The following is a 13,972-nucleotide window of genomic DNA, read 5'->3' on the forward strand; positions in this document are numbered from 1 at the left end:
CTAAAATTAGCTTTATAATGAGTTTGTTAGGCTATTTTTTAAGTATAGCGCTATAAGCATACTGCTGAAAAAACAACCAACAATATAAGAACAGATGAAAGGTATTGAAATGAAAATATTAATGGCGGCGGCAGAAAATGACGCTTTACCGCGCGGAAAAGTTGGTGGTATTGGTGACGTAGTTCGAGATATTCCACTCGCTTTAGCCAAAATAGGTCAAGAGGTTGATGTGGTCATGCCAGGTTATGGTAGCTTTTCTAAGCTTGCCGGTGCCCAACATGTGACAGCATTAGAGGTTATGTTTGGTGGACAAGCGCAAACTGTTGATATTTTCAAAATTTCATTAACACCATCGTCAACGATTTCATCAGGCTCTTTATCAGACACGTCAGCAAAAAAAGTGACGCAATGGGTCATTGAACATCCTTTGTTTGCCATTGGTGGCATAGGTGAAATTTACTGTGATGACCCCAGTAATCGACCTTTTGCCTCTGACGCCAGCAAGTTTGCCTTATTTAGCGCCGCGGTGGCTAAAGCGGTTATCAGTGATGTTTTTGGTAAAATTGACGTAATACACTTACACGACTGGCATACCGCTATGGTGTCAGTATTGCGCGCATACGATCCCCAATATCAAGCCTTAAAAGCCATTAAAACCGTTTACACCATTCACAATATAGCACTGCAAGGTATTAGACCCCTTGATGGCGATGAATCATCATTAAAGGCTTGGTTTCCTGACTTAGCTTTCGATGAAAACCAAATCAAGGATCCTAGATACCACAACTGTTATAACCCGATGCGTTCTGGCATTAATTTGTCAGATAAAGTCCACGCAGTGTCACCGACTTACGCCAAAGAAATATTATTACCCAGTAATGACCAACATGGCTATTATGGCGGTGAAGGTTTAGAAAATGACTTGCGCCATGCCGCTGCTACAGGACGCTTGCACGGTATATTGAATGGTTGCGAATACCCAGATAAAGTCAATGTTCGCCTTAACTTAACAGATTTAATGACGCTTTGTGAACAGGAAGTTATTAAGTGGCTAGCCGATAAGCCTTTAGTTGATAACGCACATTTAATCGCGATAACGCGCTTAAAACAACTGGCCACGAAAAAGCATAAAAAACCGCCTTTAGTGTTAACGTCAGTTGGACGCATTACCGATCAAAAGGTACGGATTTTTCAACAAGTAATGGCCAATGGCGAAACCGCGTTAGAGCAGTTATTAACACTATTGTCCGATAAGGGGGTTTTTATCTTATTAGGCAGTGGCGATAATAAGCTAGAAGAATTTTTAGCCCAGGTAGCCTCGAAGCATAGTAATTTTATTTTCTTAAAAGGCTACTCAGAAGCGTTATCGTTCAGTATGTATAATTCTGGCGATTTATTCTTAATGCCAAGCTCATTTGAACCTTGTGGTATCAGTCAAATGTTGGCAATGCGAGCAGGACAACCCTGTTTAGCGCACAGCGTAGGTGGCTTGAGTGACACAATAAGCGATAATAAAAACGGTTTTACCTTCAATGGCGATAATCCGCTACAACAAGCTGAAAATATGCTCAGCCGTTTTCAGTCGGTATTAGCAATAAAACAAAAAAGCCCAAAAAGTTGGACTAAAATCTCAACTAATGCTTTTAAATCAAGGTATTTGTGGAGTGATGTTGCACATGACTACCTTAAATGTTTATACAGTAACTAAGGCTGTTATTACGCCTTAATCTACTTTCTTTACTTAGCGCTGAAACGGTATAGTGAAGGGGTTATATATTATATACATAGCCACTTCACTAAGTGCTTTCTGTGGCAATAGGTTAAAGCACTGAATGTCAGCTAAAAATTTTTATAGCTTTTAGTTTTAGCGACAAGTTATGGGGTCAGAAGGGCATTCAACTGATATTTTATAAATTTCATCGATAAATTCGCTAGTTAGGCTATTTTTCGCGTAATATTTTCGTTAAGTCGACACACTTAACTTCTGAGCTTAATTCAGACTCATGAACGAGAAATAATATGCTAAAAAAATGCTCCCCATTACTTTTTTCACTCCTGATCAGCTTTGTTTGCTCGTTTACACTTTTAGCCAATAGTGCCGAACAGATGTGGCCTGGCAGTGAATATGATAACTCAATACCCACTTTTACCGACGTTTTAGGTTATGACGTTGGCGAAAAAATTACTCATTATGGTGATATGCTGCGCTACTTTGAAGCGCTTGAACGTGCAGCGCCCAAGCAAATTAAATTATTTGAGTACGGTCGTACATGGGAAGGCCGTAAGCTTATTTATGTCGCTATTGGTAAAAGTGATGTTATTGATAATTTAGATGATTTTGCCAATAAAATGCAAAAGCTTTCTGATCCACGCATCACCGATAAAGAGGCGGCAAAACAGTTAATTGCTCAACTGCCTGCTTCAGTATGGTTAGGCTATGGCGTTCATGGCAATGAAATTAGTAGCACGGATGCAGCGATGATGACCGCTTATCATTTATTAGCCGCGCCCAATGAAGCGACTAATCGTAAAATTTTAAAAAACACCATCGTTTTTATTGATCCTTTACAAAATCCAGATGGGCGCAGCCGATTTACCAGTCGCTATTACGCCACCGTAGGCATGGAACACAGTGCCGACAGATTAAGCGCTGAGCATAACGAACCTTGGCCAAGTGGCCGTTCAAACCATTATCTATTTGACATGAACAGAGATTGGTTAGCGATAACACAACCTGAAACCGCAGGCCGTATTCGTGTGATGAATCATTATCGGCCATTAGTGGTGATTGATTTACATGAAATGGGCGGTGACAGCAGTTATTACTTTTCACCCGCAGCACAGCCTTTTAACCCGCACATGACACAAACTCAAATTGATAACATGACCGCTATTGGTAAAAACCATGGCAAACATTTTGACCGTCTAGGTTTTGATTATTTTACTCGTGAAGTCTTTGACGCTTTTTATCCAGGTTATGGTGATAGTTGGCCAACATTTTATGGTGCATCTGCGTCAACCTATGAGGTTTCTTCTGCAAGAGGTGAGATCTTTAAAAAGCAGACCGGTGAAACGTTAACCTATAAAGATACCGTTCAACGACATTTTGTTGCTTCAATTTCTACAGCGGAAGGTGTTGCTGACCGTCACGATAAATTACTTAATGACTATTACCATTATCAAACCAGCGCGATTGCAGCGGGTAAAAAAAATAAAAAAGAACGGGTCTATATTTTACCTAACCGCAGAAACGTCGCAGGAGGTCATCGCCTTGCCACACTGATGGCGCAGCATGGCGTTGAAGTAAAACAATCCGAAAAGGCCTTTAAACAATGTGGTAAAAGCTATCAAGCCGGTGCTTATTTTATTGATACAGCTCAGCCTAAAGGTCGTTTTGTTACCACCACCTTTACCAAGCAAGTTGATATGGCACCTGCCTTTGTTAAAGAGCAAGAGCGTCGACGCGCAAGAAAATTAGCCGATGAAATCTATGATGTTACGGGTTGGTCATTACCGTTAATGTTCGATGTTGATGTTGACGCCTGTTCGAAAGCCGTGAAAGTAGCAAGCCATAGAGTTAAAAGTGATGACCCACTTATCGGCAAGGTGATTAATCCTGACGCTAGCGTTGCCTATTTGGTGTCTTGGGGCGATATGGCCGCTGGTCGATTTTTAACCGCAGCACTGCAGCAAAACATTATTGTTAAAAGCGCGGATAAAGCTTTTACCTTAGCTGAAAAAACATACAATGCCGGTACCTTGATCATCGAAAAGCGAACTAATGACGATGACTTAGCGACGAAAGTAATGAAAATAGCCAAAGCTTCAGGCGCGCAAGTGCAAGGGGTTAATTCAAGTTGGGTTACTCAAGGCCCCAGTTTTGGTAGTAGCAATACCGTTACCATGACAGCACCCAATATTGCTATGGCATGGGACGAACCCGTGAGTTCGCTAAGTGCAGGTAATACTCGCTTCGTTATTGAACGTCAGTTTAATTACCCCGTGACGGCAATACGGACCAACACGCTTAAAAGTGCCAATCTATCGAATTACCAAGTGCTTATTTTACCCTCGGGCGACTATAAAGAGTTGCTGGGCATCAGTGGCGCTGAAAATATCAAGCAATGGGTAAAGCGTGGTGGTGTATTGATCACACTGGGTAGTGCAACGCAATTTGCTGCAGAGCATGATATTGCCTTGTTAGATGTTAAAAGAGAGCGCGCGTTTAAAGACAATAAAGACGATAAATCAAACGCAGCTAAAGAGGTTAAAGAAGTTGAAGGCGAGTCCATGGTTGACGGGCAGTTATTTAGCACTAAAAAGGCGCTAGTGTCAGCCAGTGAAAACCCAAAAGAAAAACCTGACTTTGTTGCCGGCGTTTTGGCTAATATTGAAGTTGATCAAGAACATTGGCTAACGGTTGGGGTACATAACAAGCTGACCGCTATTGCCTATGGCAGCGATATATATGCGCCGATAAAACTAGCGTCAGGTAAAAACCTTGCTTGGTTTACTGATGCAGAAAATGTGTTAGCCAGTGGTTATTTATGGGCAGAAAATAAAAAGCAATTGGCTTATAAACCTTACCTTATTCATCAACCTATGGAACAAGGCATGGTGATCGCTTTTACCCAAGAGCCCACCACTAGGGCATATTTAGATGGACTAAATATTATGTTAATGAATACTATTTTCAGAGCCGCAGCCCACGCTAGGCCATTGAGATAACAGCTAAGCTAATGGGTTCTATAGCGAGTACAGCTATAGAGCCCATGTATTTACCCCTTAGCGAGGTTAAGTAGGGCTTACTAAAATATCAACAACCTTATATCCAAGTAAATTTTATTAAAGCGACGAAAGTCGCTTTTTTTCACCCTGATTCTTACGTTATATTACCTGCGATACACTTGAGTTAGTCACTCAGTTTCAAGTTATAAAGACTTGTTTAAAACTTGAGACTGCTGTCCTTTATTCTGGATTAGTATTAACTACTGATTAACTACTGATTAACCACTGATTAACTACTGATTAACTTTAAACCATTACGCTATGTAAACACCGCCTAGTGTAAAGCTAAATAAAGATCGAAACAAAAACTCTATGCAAGCCTATTCATACCGTTGAGCATAAATGGGCTTTTGTGAATAAAAATAGCAACAAATTTAGCGGTAAGTTTTATTTATTCAAAAAGTACCAAAAAGACTCCAAATAAAGTTGAAACCTGATTTATTGGTACGCTATGGGAAGTTAGCAACTCGTTAACCCTAACGTCCGCTTCAAGTTCAAATCCATCGATAGCTTTTTGTCTCTGAATGCTAAAAAATGCTAGATTCGAGACATTAGCTTTTAAAGACACTTAACACTGTGGATTAGGTTTTGTATCGGTAACGAGCTTGTAGAATAACTCGTTTATTATGAATTCCCTCTGAAAATCGGGGTGAAAAATGCATTACCTATATCGAGTAAATCGTCTAAAGCGCGATACAGGAACACAAAAATTTAGTGATTTTGGCTGAATTAGTTATTCTACAGCCTCAACGCCTCACTAAGAGGCAAATAATAGTTGGTTAAAATAGGCGACGAAAGAGCAAAAACCAACTGTTATTTGTCCTTTAGAGTGTTGTTAGCCGTTTTTACAGCAAATTAATTTATTAATAAAGTCCTGATATGCTTTTATTGCTTTGTCTTTTCTCATTGTTTCGCCATGCTCAGTATTGGGTATGATAGCCAAAACCTTAATCTGACTTGAAGATATATTGTAAAGTTCTTTCGAGTTTATCACTGGAGTAGTTGAGTCATCTTCACCAATCAAGAAAAGTAATGGTTTATTATATTCTTTAATGAAATCGACATTATTTATTTCCGCTAATTCAGGTGACAAATTAACGGAATAAAATGGTTTTGACCAAGTTGGCATCAAGTTATCTACTAATTCTGGAACTGTACTAATGGCACCATCAAGAATTAACGCATCTATTTTTTTATTAACAGCAACATAACTTGCAACTAAAGACCCCATTGATAACCCATGGATAGTTATTGGTAAATTAGTAGGAAATTCATCTTTCGAAAAATCAAAGATTTTTAATGCATCTGTTCGTAAGCTATTAAGAGATAGGTTCTCTTTTTTATCACTGACTCCCATCCCTCGATAATCAAACCAAATCACATTTGCGGGTAACAGCGAAAATTTATTTAATATTTTTGATGACATGCTAACTTTCATACCATTTGCACTGAAAAAAACAATATTCACCAAAGCATCTTTGTTTATTAATTTAACACCTCTAAGCGTAATACCATCCTCAGCTGTTAAACTGACAGCTGATACAACAGCTGAGATATTAGCTTTATTAAGTTCAGTTTGAATTTTAGTGATATTGAGTTGTTTTTCTGGTTGTTCATCTTGGTAAACAAATGATTCAGTTGTATAGTTTGAAGAACACCCTGAAAGTAGTAAAAAAAATAATATTGCGACTGTTTTCATATCGAACGACACTCCTTGTTGGTTTAACGGCTAACGAGCTTGTAGAATAACTCGTTTATTATGAACTCCCCCCTAAAAAGCGGAGTAACAAATGCATTACCTATACCGAGTAAATTGTCTACAGCGCGATATAGGAATACAAAAATTTAGTGATTTTGGCTGAATTAGTTATTCTATAGCTTCAACGCCCCATTAAGAGGTATTTAATTATCGGCTAGAATGTGAGCAAAGCGGAACCAACCAACTGTTAAAAGTCCTGCTTGAATGGCTGTTATGTGTTGATTACACAGTTATATTCAAACGAGCTAGAATAAGTAAATCGACAAATTTTCCAGCCTTAAAATTACAACATTTTTTTTCACCCTCTACTATAAAACCAAACTTTTGATAGAGGGATAACGCCGCTTTATTATCAGGATAAACTTCTAATTCTAAGCGTAATATATTTAACCAATTGTCAGCTTGATTAATAGCCTCTGCGAGTAACTGTTTCCCAACACCTTTGCCATGACTATCTGGATGGACAGCAATAGCTAACGATGCTGAATGTTTTTCTCTTGGTTTATTTGACAAAATAATACTTACATGTCCAATCACTTTATCATCTAATTCAGCGATCAATATGTAATCCGTTGGGCTTTGAAAAAATTTATCTACATCACGAGAACTTAAAAATGGAACTTGAGACGTGTTCTCTGTTACAGAAGCATAACTATAAATTTTTGCTAAATCCTTAATATCTGATTGTTCAAAATGTCTAATATTTAATTTCAAGTTAACACCTTAATTTTTAAAAACCAACGCCCATTCAAGGGGCAAAAAATAGTTGGCTAAAGTAAGTGCACGGAGTGAACAAAAAGCCAACTTTTTTTTGTCCCTCTTTAAATTCTTGTTATGCTTTAGCAGCTTAAGTTGTGTTCTGACCAGTGCAGAGTATTACCCACTAAAACTATACTACCTGAAATAATATAACTAGCCGAACCAATTATGCCAATAATGACAAGACACTCACCTAGAGTCTTGTCATTACATTCATCTAAATCCTCAAGCTGAGTTGATTCTAAAGTTAGTTTTTTAGTCAACATATCACAGTTATTATAATAAGGTTGCTTAGTTGCTATAGCCGGAATAAATGTACATGAAGCTAAAAATATTGGGATCAAAAAACTAGAAAGGAGACTTTTAAAACTCATAATGATTGAATATCCACATAAAACTAATGCCTCATTAAGAGGCAAATAATATGTCGGCTAAAATAAGCGACGTAGGAGCAAAAGCCAACTGTTATTTGTCCTGCTTCATTAACTTATAGTTGGTAAAGCAGGACTAAAACTGCTTGAAATTACTATAATCCGCTATACTTTTTATATCCCAACTCATAAATAATATGCTAACTTCAGCCTCGACTATGGTTCTTACTGGAATTAGTTTTTCCTTCTGATATAAAAAGTATGAAGTGTAATTTTTATCGTCTAGAGCAAAGTTAATAGTAACTTTTTCATTCTCTATTTCAATATTCTCACATGTAAAATCAGATATTAGGAAGTGCTCTGTATTATCTTCTTCATATTTAAAATCTTTAGCGACAAATAACACATCTTCCTTTGAGTGACTTAATGAACCATGATTATATTCAATAAAATTTGTAAGTTTTATTTTATTTTCATTATCCATACTTAAAGAAAAATTTTTATTTACGGAAAAATTTGATTCTAATAATTTGTCATGTGCAATTTTTATTTCTTCACACGCAAAACTACCCAATGAAAAAGTTAATAATGTTGTTAATAATAGATACTTCAACCTAACCTCCTTGTCGCCAACTAACGCGGCTAATAATAGCTGGCTAAAATGTGTGAGACACGAACAACAGCCAGCCGTTACTTGTCCGTTTAAACACCTTATAGCAGTATATTACTCAGTGTTAGTAAACTTTGCATAATCAGTAGTAATTCTAGTGCTATTTGCCGTTTTAGTAATCGTTGCTTTATCAATAAAAACAACGTAATGCTCAAGATGAATTTTTACACTACTGCTAGCATTATCTATATAGAGTAAATTGTCTGCAGCGCGATACAGGAACACAAAAATTTAGTGATTTTGGCTGAATTAGTTATTCAACACCCTCAACCCCCCCCCAATAAAAGGCTAAAATTTTTTGCTAAAATGTGAAGTGGAGCCGAGCAAACTGTTTTAGCCCTGCTTGATTAGCTTAGCTTTCGTTGATGCACGTAATTTTTCTAATGATAATTCAGCTTTATCAACAAGAGTAAAATAACCGTCTGTAGATGAAAACTGTATATCAATAGAAACTTCTATATTTTCTGCTGTAGTAGGGAAACTGCGAAGCTTTGGCACAACCCTAATAGCTATATCATCAACTGTGCTCTTCGACAAAAAACCTTGTAACTGATCAAATTTAGCTCTTGAGGATTTATCAAACCGAAGGCTATATACAGTAACCTTTTTATTAGTTAAGAAATGACGTTGCGTCTCTGAATAGGGGCTTTCAAACTGCTCTAGATTAAATACTCCGTCATGAGTACCTGCAGATGAATTAATATCAATACCAATCCAGCTTTCCTCTGAATTAAGCACAAAGCCGTCAGGAACTGTGATTTTTACTTTTACTTCTTCAGAGTTAATAGCTTGAAAATCTTCCCAACCAAAAGTGCTCATTTTAGCAATGGTACTTATAGGTATTGACGTACAGCTACATAGAGATAAAAAAAGGATACATAATAATATTTTATTCATAGTTTTCGATTACCTGGATTGTGAAAGCCCCAACGCTTTGCTAAGCGGAAAATAACGGTAGGCTAAAATCGCGAAGCGATGGCCAACTGTTATTTTTCCGTTTAGCACCTTATTGGGTTTTATGCTGGCACACCAGATTTAGGGTTAACACCATAATCATTTGCATCATGGCTATCTTGAGCTAAGAAAACGATTAAAACGATAAAGCCAATAATAGGAATTAATACTATTAACTGCCACCATCCTGAACGGCCAGTATCATGTAATCTTCTTGCTGCAATGCTAATACTTGGGACGAGTAATCCAATAGCGACTAACCCTGAAAGAATATCTAAACCAAGTACAGCTAAAGTAATATTGATAATGAAATAAATAAGTATAAACATCCAATATTCTTTTCTGCGTGCTCGACCTGTGAAATCAGCATATTTTTTTAGTGCGCCTGTAAAGTAATCCATTTTCGACTCTCCTTGTTGTTGATAAAACTTTTTAAAACCTAACGAGCTTGTAGAATAACTCGTTTATTATGAATTTCCCCTAAAAATTGGGGTAACAAATGCATTACCTATATCGAGTAAATCTTCTACAGCGCGATACAGGAACACAAAAACCTAGTGATTTTGGCTGAATTAGTTATTCTACAGCCTCAACGCCACGTTAAGTGGCAAATAATAGTTGGCTAAAATAGAGCAAAGGCCAGCTTTTTTTAGTCCTTTGGAATGATTCATAACGAATTCTACGCAAAGATACCAAGAAAAATAATTACTAAAACGTCCATTATCATAAAATAATAAATATAATGTTTACCTGCTAAAATAATGATTGCGAAAGTTCAGCAGCACCTAACTAGGATTATAAGAGATAACAATGGTCGTTGTTTTTTGACCTTTTCCGCCCAAGCTATAAATTTCAACATGTGGTAAAAAATATAGAGGTAAGTTTTCCATATCTAAGGACTGTTGAAGTAGATTATCAGGGATATCTTTTATGAAATAATAGAAGTTGTTACTCTCTGATATTTTAAAATCGGAGAGTGACTCTTTATAAAATTTAACAATGGTTTCGACACTATCTTCTGAAGTAAATGTTGCTACAGGCAATGTTAGTTTACCTTTGCTATTCTGCATCCCTTTAATATAGTTCGATATTAAGGTACTCGGTCTGTATACAGGTAAAGTAATTTTACCTTCCGTTCCTTCACTCATTTTTTTTACTGAAGTGATTAGTGAATCAAGGCTAGCTATACTTTCAGCTCGTCGTTTTTCTTCGAGTGCAACTATTTCTATATTGGATAATTGAGAATAATCTATATATTTTTCTTGTTCAATCGTCTCATCGTCATCACTGGTGCATGCCATGAACTTATCTTTTGAGACTGAAAAAAACTTCGGCGCTAACGTTTCCATACATTGTCCCTCTAAACCATCTTTTGGTATACATGTTGTTACCGTTTTTTTATATGCCTCGATAAGTTCTTTTTCCGTTATTCCTAAGCAGCTACTCAGGCTGTTGACTTGGCCTGACTGTTTTAACATATTAATTTGGGTTTCTACTATTACTTCGGTTTCAGAGGCTTTAACTGTTAGTGATAAATTTAGTAATGTAGTTATAACTATTACAGAGATTATTTTTTTCATTGGTAATTAATTCCATTTAAAGTTTTGTTAAAATACTGTTAACTTATTGTAAGGGTTTTAAGGGAAAAATATATACTTTAGTTTCAGGTATATTTTTGGTGAGCGTGAATTTCAAGTTCTGACTAACTTTACGAAGTAAGTCTACTTCGTAAAGTTGAAAGCTACATATTCGTTATAACGCTTTGCCAAGGGGCAAATGCAAACGTTGTTGAGTTTTGCCCGGTGAGTATTTGTCCCAGCCGCGCTTTTTGCGGCGAACTTAGGCAACTTGTTATGTGAATTTTTTATTTAGATGCTCACAGAGACCATCTAAATCTGGAAAAAGAGTACTTTTATTAATGCCGCATCGATCTAAGCTATTGAGAACTTAAACCTTAAATTTTTTGGGTATGATGTATTCACAAAGAAAAAATTCTTTCTGATCACACAGTCAAAGAGGTTGAAATTCACCTTCAGAATAGTTCAGAATAGTTGTGAATAGTAAGCCAACCATGTTGAGCGCTAACTCTAGGGATTTCAAAACTCGGCTGAAGAATACAAATACGCTGCTGCTCAAACGGTGATTTCTTTCTATCTGGTATAGCTGCATTATCAGCCGTTAGCATATAGACATAAGAATCTATATCAGGACTATCTGCACACGCTAACCAAAGTGCAACCATTGGGTTTGATGTCCAATCCAGACAACGTGTTTTTAAACCATGATGCTGTGCTATTAACAATAGCGTTCAAATAATCATCGTCGCGAGAACTGAGAAAATCAGAGCCTAGCAACCGCATTTGATCAAGTGAATCTTTTTCTAATTCCACAGTGTTTTTGGAATTATCATTACGCGCTACATTTGGTAGTAAGTTTCTTTTGACAGATTGACCTCTAAATAAAACCTTACTACCAAACAAAGCCGCTATTTCCAGAGCTTTAATGAACCCAGATAAGCTATTGATTTCTTCTACTTCAATCACCAAACTTTCCAATTCACATAGACACGTTAAGAGGCAAATAATATGTTGGCTAAAATAAGCGACGCAGGAGCAAAAGCCAACCGTTATTTATCCTGTTTTAACGTGTTAAAGTGATTTTACTGATGCTAAAAATTTCTTATAAATTAACAACTCTCTAGAGTTTTCAAGCATATTTCCATGATTAGCATTTTCCACTACCAGTAGTTCTTTATTACTTGATTTGCTTGAGTTAAATAATAATTCAGACAACTCTACAGGTACTTGTTCATCATTTTCTGCTCCAATAACAAATAACGGACCTTTATAATAGTCAGAAACAACAATTCGATTATCAATTGACTTAAATACTTCATCGATCTCAATTGTTAGAAATGGCTTGGTGTACCATGGGACTGATTTATCAATCCAGTCATCTACGTTAGTTGCAGACCCCTGAAGAACTAACGCATCAATAGGCTTATTCTTCGCAAGTTGCCCTGCAATAAAGCTACCCAATGAAAAACCATGAACAATAACTGCACTCGCATGCAATTCATTTTTAATAAATAGGTATTGTTCAATTGAATCATCAATAAGAGATGATATTGTTGCTTTTCCTCCACTTGCGCCTAAGCCTCTTCGATCAAAAATAACGATACTTCTTTCTAGCTTAGCCATAGTTCGAAGAGCATCAATCCCTCCCTCACTAATTTTCATACCATTTCCAGGAATAAAAAAAATAACATCTTGAGATTTATTATGCTCTAAATAGAGGCCTTGCAACATAATAGAGTCATTTTTAGTTAATAACTTTAAAGGTTTGAGCTTATGTTCAGGAAATAACTTTTTCCATTCTTCTATATCTGAACTTAAATAATTTGTAACTTCCTTATCTTGAGCAATAAATGAACTTTCTCGGATATACCCTGAACAACCGCACAAAAAACTTAATGTGAACACCAAAATCATTTTTTTTAACATTTAATTATTTCCTTATATTATTTAAATATCACCATAGAACTATGCTGCTTTAACACCTCGTTTAGAGGCAAAAAATTGTTGGCTAAAATTAGCGACGAAGGAGCAAAAGCCAACTGTTTTTGTCCTTTAAACGACTTATAGTTTTATGCCACCTCATCTAACTCACACGCCAATATTTTCGGTTGTTGTACATCGAGAATATCACGAAGCTTTGATTGGTATTCTGTCTCATTTTTTAGATGGAAAAACTTACCCTTAAATAAAGTCTTATTTTTTGGGGTCGGATTCCAGTGTGCGTATATATGATATTTACCTGCGGCTATATACCCGCTAACCTTGCAAAGTCGTTCGGGGTTTTGTTCTTCAGATTCATGTAATTGCTCATGATAGACTTCGATTGCAAGTTTATTAGCTGAAGGCCATTTAACTTTCCATGATTTACCTGATTGATCATATATTTCGACTTTGACAATTTCGGGAATAGTTAAACCATTGGGCATACATATGCCAATATCTTCTTTCTGTCCTTCCGTTATTTGCATTGTTGTTCTTGGTTTATCATCGTACACCCATCGGCTTTTACTCCAAGACCTCTGTCGAAATAATGACTGCCAGAATTCTTTGGGCTTTATGAAATAGCGAACATAATCAATCGTTACTGGTTTTTTCCCTACAGATCTGAGAGTTAATTTATGTTTTGCTTGAACCGTCCCCGAAGAATGCTCGAATGAAAAATTAGAAGAGCACAACAGATTAGGCTGATCTTTTTTATGCTGTTTAAGCCTAAGGATCAGATTTGCTATTCCAGCTATAGTTCCAATACTACCAGTTACAGCCCCCCATATAGCGAGAGTTTGTGTTAGTGAATCTGCTTCCATACATCCTCAAAAATATAACGAGCTTGTAGAATAACTCGTTTATTATGAATTCCCCCCAAAAATAGGGATACCAAATCCATTGCCTATATCGAATAAATCGTTTACAGCGCGATACAAAAACACAAAATCCAGTGATTTTGGCTGAATTAGTTATTCTACAGCCTCAACGCTTAATTAAACTGCAAAAATAGTTGGATTGGTTTTTGCGCCTTTTGCAAAAAACGAGACAAGCTATATTTGTCAGATTGAATTACCTTGTTATTTGATGGTAGCGTGAGAACACTAACGAT

13 protein-coding genes are annotated in these 13,972 nt (G+C 36.6%); 2 read left to right on the top strand and 11 right to left on the bottom strand.

All coding sequences use genetic code 11. The features are described 5' to 3' along the window. The first annotated feature begins 109 nt into the window (after window positions 1-109). Entirely contained in the window at window positions 110-1,708 is a 1,599-nt protein-coding gene (locus H4J59_RS08145; protein WP_182238389.1) for a glycogen synthase, read from the top strand. Window positions 1,709-2,019: 311 nt separating this feature from the next. Beyond that, on the top strand, window positions 2,020-4,728 hold the full coding sequence (locus tag H4J59_RS08150) for a M14 metallopeptidase family protein (RefSeq protein WP_182238391.1): 2,709 nt from the start codon (window positions 2,020-2,022) through the stop codon (window positions 4,726-4,728). An 895-nt stretch (window positions 4,729-5,623) separates the two neighbouring features. Here H4J59_RS08150 and H4J59_RS08155 read toward each other — a convergent pair. The 11 genes from H4J59_RS08155 to H4J59_RS08200 all read right to left on the bottom strand — a co-directional run bounded on the left by H4J59_RS08155 (window position 5,624) and on the right by H4J59_RS08200 (window position 13,682). Next, window positions 5,624-6,487, bottom strand: a complete 864-nt coding sequence (locus H4J59_RS08155) for an alpha/beta hydrolase (protein WP_182238393.1) — start codon at window positions 6,485-6,487, stop codon at window positions 5,624-5,626. 282 nt (window positions 6,488-6,769) lie between these two features. Next, window positions 6,770-7,261, bottom strand: a complete 492-nt coding sequence (locus H4J59_RS08160; protein ID WP_182238395.1) for a GNAT family N-acetyltransferase — start codon at window positions 7,259-7,261, stop codon at window positions 6,770-6,772. A gap of 125 nt (window positions 7,262-7,386) precedes the next feature. Then, window positions 7,387-7,680 carry a hypothetical protein gene (locus tag H4J59_RS08165; protein WP_182238396.1) on the bottom strand — a complete coding sequence of 98 codons (294 nt, stop codon included), beginning with the start codon at window positions 7,678-7,680 and terminating at the stop codon, window positions 7,387-7,389. A gap of 133 nt (window positions 7,681-7,813) precedes the next feature. Then, entirely contained in the window at window positions 7,814-8,290 is a 477-nt protein-coding gene (locus H4J59_RS08170) for a hypothetical protein (RefSeq protein ID WP_182238398.1), read from the bottom strand. A 390-nt stretch (window positions 8,291-8,680) separates the two neighbouring features. Beyond that, a complete protein-coding gene (locus H4J59_RS08175; protein ID WP_182238400.1) occupies window positions 8,681-9,244 on the bottom strand; it encodes a hypothetical protein in 564 nt (187 codons plus the stop codon). A gap of 119 nt (window positions 9,245-9,363) precedes the next feature. Then, entirely contained in the window at window positions 9,364-9,702 is a 339-nt protein-coding gene (locus H4J59_RS08180) for a DUF805 domain-containing protein (protein WP_182238402.1), read from the bottom strand. 384 nt (window positions 9,703-10,086) lie between these two features. Further along, complete coding sequence (locus H4J59_RS08185) at window positions 10,087-10,881, bottom strand: hypothetical protein (protein WP_182238404.1); 795 nt, start codon at window positions 10,879-10,881, stop codon at window positions 10,087-10,089. A gap of 452 nt (window positions 10,882-11,333) precedes the next feature. Next, a complete protein-coding gene (locus H4J59_RS19815; RefSeq protein ID WP_220469764.1) occupies window positions 11,334-11,603 on the bottom strand; it encodes an FRG domain-containing protein in 270 nt (89 codons plus the stop codon). After that, window positions 11,512-11,844 carry a hypothetical protein gene (locus tag H4J59_RS19650; RefSeq protein WP_220469766.1) on the bottom strand — a complete coding sequence of 111 codons (333 nt, stop codon included), beginning with the start codon at window positions 11,842-11,844 and terminating at the stop codon, window positions 11,512-11,514. Before H4J59_RS19650 ends, H4J59_RS19815 begins: the two co-directional genes overlap by 92 nt. Window positions 11,845-11,949: 105 nt before the next feature. Continuing rightward, the gene (locus H4J59_RS08195) at window positions 11,950-12,804 is read right to left on the bottom strand and encodes an alpha/beta hydrolase (RefSeq protein WP_182238405.1); all 855 of its coding nucleotides are present in this window, start codon (window positions 12,802-12,804) and stop codon (window positions 11,950-11,952) included. A 143-nt stretch (window positions 12,805-12,947) separates the two neighbouring features. Continuing rightward, window positions 12,948-13,682, bottom strand: a complete 735-nt coding sequence (locus tag H4J59_RS08200) for a hypothetical protein (protein WP_182238407.1) — start codon at window positions 13,680-13,682, stop codon at window positions 12,948-12,950. Window positions 13,683-13,972: the final 290 nt, after the last annotated feature.

The organism is Colwellia sp. MB02u-10 (assembly GCF_014077185.1).
GTDB lineage: Bacteria > Pseudomonadota > Gammaproteobacteria > Enterobacterales > Alteromonadaceae > Cognaticolwellia.

Coding starts and splice junctions, on each gene's coding strand:
- H4J59_RS08145 (WP_182238389.1), top strand. CDS start 110: ATGAAAATATTAATGGCGGCGGCAGAAAATGACGCTTTACCGCGCGGA.
- H4J59_RS08150 (WP_182238391.1), top strand. CDS start 2,020: ATGCTAAAAAAATGCTCCCCATTACTTTTTTCACTCCTGATCAGCTTT.
- H4J59_RS08155 (WP_182238393.1), bottom strand. CDS start 6,487: ATGAAAACAGTCGCAATATTATTTTTTTTACTACTTTCAGGGTGTTCT.
- H4J59_RS08165 (WP_182238396.1), bottom strand. CDS start 7,680: ATGAGTTTTAAAAGTCTCCTTTCTAGTTTTTTGATCCCAATATTTTTA.
- H4J59_RS08175 (WP_182238400.1), bottom strand. CDS start 9,244: ATGAATAAAATATTATTATGTATCCTTTTTTTATCTCTATGTAGCTGT.
- H4J59_RS08180 (WP_182238402.1), bottom strand. CDS start 9,702: ATGGATTACTTTACAGGCGCACTAAAAAAATATGCTGATTTCACAGGT.
- H4J59_RS08185 (WP_182238404.1), bottom strand. CDS start 10,881: ATGAAAAAAATAATCTCTGTAATAGTTATAACTACATTACTAAATTTA.
- H4J59_RS08195 (WP_182238405.1), bottom strand. CDS start 12,804: ATGTTAAAAAAAATGATTTTGGTGTTCACATTAAGTTTTTTGTGCGGT.
- H4J59_RS08200 (WP_182238407.1), bottom strand. CDS start 13,682: ATGGAAGCAGATTCACTAACACAAACTCTCGCTATATGGGGGGCTGTA.